The sequence below is a fragment of the uncultured Halovibrio sp. genome, assembly GCF_913056445.1.
GTDB lineage: Bacteria > Pseudomonadota > Gammaproteobacteria > Pseudomonadales > Oleiphilaceae > Halospina > Halospina utahensis_B.
In genome coordinates, this window is sequence record NZ_CAJXMA010000118.1 from 1 (window position 1) to 6540 (window position 6540).

The 6540-nt window shown below is 63.4% G+C and carries 6 protein-coding genes and 1 pseudogene; 6 read left to right on the plus strand and 1 reads right to left on the minus strand.

Annotation, left to right across the window (positions count from 1 at the left end):
* From QZ501_RS14535 to QZ501_RS14560, 6 genes and pseudogenes are all read left to right on the plus strand, one after another.
* Nucleotides 1-685 (plus strand): annotated as a pseudogene (locus QZ501_RS14535) (sodium:solute symporter family protein); the annotation flags it as partial.
* Between the two features lie 68 nt (nucleotides 686-753).
* On the plus strand, nucleotides 754-1503 hold the full coding sequence (locus tag QZ501_RS14540) for a 5-oxoprolinase subunit PxpA (protein WP_295720520.1): 750 nt from the start codon (nucleotides 754-756) through the stop codon (nucleotides 1501-1503).
* Nucleotides 1500-2213: a 5-oxoprolinase subunit PxpB gene (pxpB, locus tag QZ501_RS14545; RefSeq protein WP_363174800.1), complete on the plus strand. Its 714-nt coding sequence runs from the start codon at nucleotides 1500-1502 to the stop codon at nucleotides 2211-2213. Before QZ501_RS14540 ends, pxpB begins: the two co-directional genes overlap by 4 nt.
* Nucleotides 2210-3154, plus strand: a complete 945-nt coding sequence (locus QZ501_RS14550) for a biotin-dependent carboxyltransferase family protein (RefSeq protein WP_295720522.1) — start codon at nucleotides 2210-2212, stop codon at nucleotides 3152-3154. Before pxpB ends, QZ501_RS14550 begins: the two co-directional genes overlap by 4 nt.
* A 151-nt stretch (nucleotides 3155-3305) precedes the next feature.
* Nucleotides 3306-4817: a Na+/H+ antiporter NhaC gene (gene nhaC / locus QZ501_RS14555; RefSeq protein WP_160897977.1), complete on the plus strand. Its 1512-nt coding sequence runs from the start codon at nucleotides 3306-3308 to the stop codon at nucleotides 4815-4817.
* Between the two features lie 206 nt (nucleotides 4818-5023).
* Nucleotides 5024-5797 carry an SDR family NAD(P)-dependent oxidoreductase gene (locus QZ501_RS14560; RefSeq protein ID WP_160897976.1) on the plus strand — a complete coding sequence of 258 codons (774 nt, stop codon included), beginning with the start codon at nucleotides 5024-5026 and terminating at the stop codon, nucleotides 5795-5797.
* 80 nt (nucleotides 5798-5877) lie between these two features.
* On the opposite strand, the gene QZ501_RS14565 is transcribed toward QZ501_RS14560, so the two are convergent.
* Nucleotides 5878-6174, minus strand: a complete 297-nt coding sequence (locus QZ501_RS14565; RefSeq protein ID WP_295720524.1) for a hypothetical protein — start codon at nucleotides 6172-6174, stop codon at nucleotides 5878-5880.
* Nucleotides 6175-6540: the final 366 nt, after the last annotated feature.

The window sequence follows — 6540 nt, forward strand, 5'->3', positions numbered from 1 at the left end:
CCTGGCCATGAAACCGGGCATCAAGTTCCACAAGGTCGGCGTCTATGTGGCAATTCTCGGGGCACTGCTCAGCCTGATCCCGATCGTCGGGCTCTACATGCGCATGCAGTTCCCTGAACTGGAGGATCCGGACCGGGCCATGCCCATGTACCTGGAGCACTTCATGCACCCGGCCATCCAGGGGCTGATCACCCTGTTCATCCTGTTCGCCATGAAGTCCACGGCCAACTCCCTGCTGCACACCGTGGCCTCGGCCACCTCCCATGACCTGCGCCTGGCGCTGTTCGGTGAGCACCACAGTGACCACGAAGCACTCACCATCAACCGTGTCGCGGTGGTGATCCTGGGGATCGTGGGTCTTCTGATGATGCTCTACGCACCGCCTTTCATGCTTTCCTGGCTGGGCATACTCGGCTCCGGCACGCTCATGGCCAGCATGATCGGCCCGGTGTTCATCTCCACCTTCTGGCAGGGCAGCGGCTGGGGCGCGCTCACGGCCATGATCGTAGGCTTTTTCACCAGCGGCTACATGATGCTGTTCATGGAGGTGGGCTGGCTGATTGGCCCGCTGACCGGGTGTGCCGTGTCGTCCGCGTGCTACGTGGGGGTCTCTCTGCTGACCGACCGTAAACGCACAGGCGATGAAACCGACGCCATGAACCTCACTGGAACCTCCTCCACCTGAGAGGGGGTATTGCAGTATCCTTGGTCTGTTCCCGCACTGACTTTCAAAGCTGAGGTGGTGAAACAACCGTGACAGGACTGCGACTGAATGCGGACATGGGCGAAAGCTTCGGCCCCTGGGCAATGGGGATGGACGAGGCGGTCATGCCGGTGGTGGATCTGGCCAACATCGCCTGCGGCTTCCACGCGTCGGACCAGGACCACATGCGGCGAACCGTGCAGCTGGCGGTGAGCCATGGCGTGACCATCGGCGCCCACCCGGCCTACCCCGACCTCATGGGGTTCGGGCGGCGCTCCATGGCCTGTTCAGCGGAAGAGATTGAGAACCTCGTGCTCTACCAGATCGGGGCCCTCAGCGCCTTCTGCCGCGCGGCAGGCACTGATGTGCATTACGTCAAACCGCACGGGGCGCTCTACAACGACATGATGAAAAACCATGACATCCTGGCGGCGGTCATGCGCGCGGTTAAGGCGTTCGACCCGAGGGTGGCGCTCATGACCCTGTCCACCCGGGACAATCACCCGGTCCGCTCCCTGGCCACGGCCCACGGCATTCCCCTCTGGCTGGAAGCCTTTGCCGACCGCGCCTACGACGACGACGGCCACCTTCTCAGCCGGAGCAACCCCGGTGCCGTACACGCAGAGCCGGAAACCATCATCGAACAGGCCCGCCGGATCGCCAGGGGCGACACACTCACCACCAGCGGCGGCGGCGAACTGATTCTGGAAGCGGACACACTCTGCGTCCATGGCGACAACCCGGAATCCATCGCCGCCATCCGCCGCATCCGCGACGCCATTCATCAGCCAGCGCCATGATGACACCCCGGGTGGAAAACGCCGGCATTGATGCCTGGGTGGTGCGCTTCTCCGACCGGATCGACCCCGCCAACCGGAACTGGATCACGGCCTTCTGCCGGGACTGCCGTGCCGTACTGGGTGACGCACTGGTCGAGATGGTGCCCTCCTACACCACGGTTCTGGTGCAGTACGACCCCTGGCAGCTCACGGACACTGTGTCACGGAGACTGCTGGAAAGCGTTCTGGAACGGCTGGAACCCAGCAGCGAGGATACCGGGGGGCGCCTGATCAAACTGCCGGTATGGTACGACGTCAGCGTGGGCCCGGAGCTGAGCCTGATCGCGGAGTGTAACGGCTGGTCCCCGCAGCGCGTTGCGGCCGCCCACGCGGCCACGCAATACCAGGTCTTCGCGCTGGGGTTTGTGCCGGGGTTCGCGTTCATGGGGCTGGTGGACCCGGCGCTGGCCACGCCACGGCTGGCCACACCCCGGCAGCAGGTTCCGCGCGGCAGCATCGCCATTGCCGAGCGCCAGACGTCGGCCTACCCCCAGGTGACGCCCGGGGGCTGGAACCTGATCGGGCGAACGCCCCTCACGCTGTTCGATGCCACCCGCGAGCCCATGACGGTCCTTGAGCCGGGGGACCGGGTCCGGTTTGTGCCGATCTCCCGGCAGCGCTTCATCGAGCTCGGCGGCGACCCCACGCCTGTTGCGGAGGCAACCCCATGAGCCGCGCCGGTGCCCTGCGCGTCGAGCAAGCCGGCCCCCTGGCCCTGCTGCAGGATGCCGGGCGCTTCGGGGTACGGCATCTGGGGATGACCCAGGGTGGCCCCATGGACTGGTACGCCGCTGGCTGGGCCAACGCCCTGCTCGGTAACGCTCAGGCTGCCCCGGTTCTGGAAATCACCATTGGCGGGCTCTCACTGGTCGCCGAAACCAGTACCACCCTGTCGCTCACCGGGGCGGACCTGGGGGCCACCGTCAACGGCCAGCCGCTGACGCCCTGGCAGCGGTTTGAGCTGCATCCAGGCGACCGGCTGGCGTTCGACCTGCCCCGCGCCGGCTTGCGCGCCTACCTGGGCATCCCCGGTGGCTGGCAGGGGGAAACCAGCCTTGGCAGCGTTGCCTGCGTCACGCGCGAGGGACTGGGCGGACACAAAGGCGGCGGGCGTCCCCTGGAGTCCGGCGACCGGCTGGCATTCCCACAACAGGAACCCGGCCGCTTTCCTGCGGAAACCCATGTTCCGAAAGCCCAGCGGATGGATTACCAGCAACCGGCCCGGCTGGGGCTTATCCCCGGCGGTCAGGCGGCCCGGTTTGACGGCTACAGCCTTTACCAGGCCTTCAACCACCAATGGACGATCGACACCCGCACGGACCGCATGGGCATCCGCCTCACTGGGCCGGAACTGGTCTGCCGCCACACCGCCATGATCTCCGAAGGCATCCCCGCTGGCGCCGTGCAGGTTCCGGCCGACGGTCAGCCCATCTGCCTGATGAACGACCGCCAGACCATCGGCGGCTACCCGCGCCTTGGCACTCTCACGCCCCTTGCCCGAGCCCGCCTGGCGCAATGCCCGGCCGGCCACCCGGTTCATCTGCGCGCCTGCGGCACTGGCAGCGCCCAGCGTGAATGGCGCCATTTGTTTTTCTTATGGCCGCATCAGTAGTTCAAATCCATAAGCGGTTTTATTAGCTCCCTACCCTGATAAGGTATGCCACCCCAAACGGGGCGCACTACCTGTCTGATCCAGAACTTCATTGTCCCGCAACGTTCACACCCTGGCCGCAACGCCGGGATAAACGTCATGGAGAAGTACTATGAGCTCTGATGATCCAAAACCAGGTCTTGGCCTGGCCTTTCTGCCCATTGCACTGACCTTTGTGGTGCTGGGCATCCAGTTGTTTGTATTCGACACCTTCACCCCACACGTTCCCCTGGTCCTGGGGATCGCCATAACCGCCCTGATGGGCCGCTACATCGGCCTGAGCTGGAAGGATATGGAAGAAGGCATGCTGCAGGTGGTGAGCCTGGGCCTGCCGGCGGTTGGCATCCTGATGCTGGTGGGCATGATCACCGGTGTCTGGATCGCCAGCGGCACCGTGCCCACCCTGATCTTCTACGGTCTGGAACTGCTGGACCCGACCATCTTCCTGGCCGCAGCGACTCTCCTGTGCGCCGTGGTCTCCGTGTCCCTGGGCACCTCCTGGGGGACCGTGGGCACCGTGGGTCTGGCCCTGATGGGGATCGGTGCCGGTTTCGGTCTGCCCGCCCACTGGACGGCAGCGGCCGTGGTCTCGGGCGCGTTCTTCGGCGACAAACTCTCGCCCCTTTCCGACACCACCAACCTGGCGCCGGCCGTCACGGGCGTCTACCTGTTTTCCCACATCCGGAACCTGCTGCCCACCACCCTGCCCACCATGGCAATCGCACTGGTGCTCTATGGCATTGCCGGTGTCTGGCTGATTGACGATCAGGCCGCGTCCTTCGAGCGCATCGCCGCCATCAACGAGGGGCTCTCCAGCAGCTTCACCCTGTCCTGGTGGACGGTGCTGCCGGTCATCCTGGTGATCGCCATGGCCGTCAAGCGCCTGCCGGCCCTGCCGGTGCTGTTCACCGGTGTGCTTCTGGGTGGCCTGACCGCCGTAATCTTCCAGGGGGCCTCGGTCCAGAACCTGTTCGCCTTCGCTTTCTCCGGCTATGAGATCAGCACGGGGGTGAGTGAGATCGACAACCTGCTCAACCGGGGCGGCATCCAGTCCATGACATGGGTGATCACGCTGCTTCTGATCGCACTTTCCTTCGGCGGCATCCTGGAGCGCACCGGCTGCATGAAAGTGCTCATCGAGGCACTGGTCGCCCGGGCACAGACTTTCCCCCGTCTCCAGACCTCCGCCATCGGCAGTTCCATGGCCACCAACATCATCGCCGGCGACCCCTACCTGGCCATCACCCTGACAGGGCGCATGTTCGGCCCGGCCTACCGTGGCAAGGGGTACTCGATGCTCAACCTCTCCCGCGCCACCGAGGAAGGCGGCACACTGATCTCGCCGCTGATCCCCTGGAACGCCGGCGGTGCGGTGGTGATCACCTCGCTCGGGCTGACCGTCTCCGGCGCGGATATGACCGACCTGCTCTACATCCCGCTGGCCTTTGCCTGCTGGCTCTCGCCGCTGTTCGGCGTGCTTTACGCCTACACCGGCTGGTTCTCGCCCAAGGCCTGCGAGGACGAACAACAGGAGTGGATCGAGAATGACGAGGACATCATGGACATGGACCAGTTCCACAAGGACGTCCAGCGCACACGCAACAGCGTGTACCGCATGAACTGATCCCCTCCCTCGTAACACCGGAAGCGGCACCGCCCGCTTCCGGTGCCCTACCTACCCGCCCTTTTCAGCCTCTCCCAACCGCACATCACGGCTGCAGCGCACGGATTTCTTCATTATGGATCTATGTCATGTTCCTGGAGCTCCGGGTGGCCTATGCTCGACTCAGGCGAGCGGTTCTTTGCGGGCACCAGTCAGGAGGCAACCCCATGGCACGACTTCAGAACAAGACAGCGATCATCACTGGTGGCACCGGCGGTATTGGCCGCGTCACCGCCGAGCGCTTTCTTCAGGAAGGGGCCAGCGTTGTGATTGTGGACCTGGACCAGCAGCAGCTTGAGGCGACGCAGGCGGAGCTCAGCAAGCTCGGTACGGTACGGGCCATCCAGGCGGATGTGACGCAGGAGGCGGATGTCCAGCGGTACGTTGAACAGACGCTGGAAGAATTCGGCCGGATCGATGTGTTCTTCAGCAACGCCGGCATTGAGGGCAAGGTTGCCCCCATTACGGAACAGAGCCTTGAAGACTTTGACCGGGTGATGGGCGTGAACGTGCGCGGTGTCTTTCTGGGGCTGAAACACGTCATGCCAGTGATGTTCCGCCAGCAGTCCGGGTCCATCATCAACATGTCCTCGGTGGCGGGGCTCATGGGCAGCGCCGGTGTCGCGCCCTATGTCGGCTCCAAGCACGCGGTGGTGGGCATCACCAAGACCGCCGCACTGGAGGCCGGCCCCTACAACGTGCGGGTCAACTCAGTGCACCCCTCACCGGTCAATACGCGCATGATGCGCTCCCTCGAGGAAGGCTTCAGCCCCGGCCACGCGGAAGAAGCGAAAACCATGCTGGAGCAGAATATCCCGCTGGGCCGTTACGGCGAATCCATCGACGTGGCCAACTGCGTGCTCTTCCTAGCGTCCGACGAATCCAGCTTTATCTCCGGATCCATGTACCGGATCGATGGGGGGATGGGGGCGAAGGGATGACAACGGGAAGGCGACCCTGGATACCGTTCGGCGCGTGCTGAGGGCTCAGGGCGCCCGGCCACCTCCTGATGCTTTCCCTGTCAGGCCAGAGTTTCCAGTGCATGAATGGCATCAACCTTCAATGGGAGCTGGCTTGCCCAGAGAATATCGTCGCGGCTATAGCCTGTCTCACATGCCACCTGGTCGCTATAAGCCAGTAACGGCAGCATGTGGCAGCGGAAAAGCAAACGACGGCGGCAGCGCCACCAGCGCATATCCAGCGCTCTAATCGGCCCCACCGATGGCATAGCTGGAATATAGAACCCGCTCTGGCGCGGCTTGGGGGAAGCTAATCCGTTCGCTTTTGACCCTTCTGGTTGCTTGGTGGTTTTGGTCACACTTAAAACCTATCAGTCAAGAGGATTTTTATGCTCGCTCGTGCTTACCCTGCCCAAATCAAAACCTTATGAATTTATCGATTGGCACTGACTAGACACCAAAAGCGCCCGCCATTATCGACTTCCACAGAAACCATTATCCCTTCTGACGTCCTTTTTCGACCCCACCGTCAATACGTGAACTTGTTCACACGGTTACATTGATGTAACTCACAATAACAAAAGGTAACAATCATGAGACTCAGAGTGGATGCGCCGCTGCGAGCGTTCGCGGTTGCAACGGTATTGGGCGCCAGTGCCCTGCTGACCGGCTGCCCCGGTAGTGGCTCGTCAGGAAACAACAGCGCCGATGCCCCCGTGGAAGGA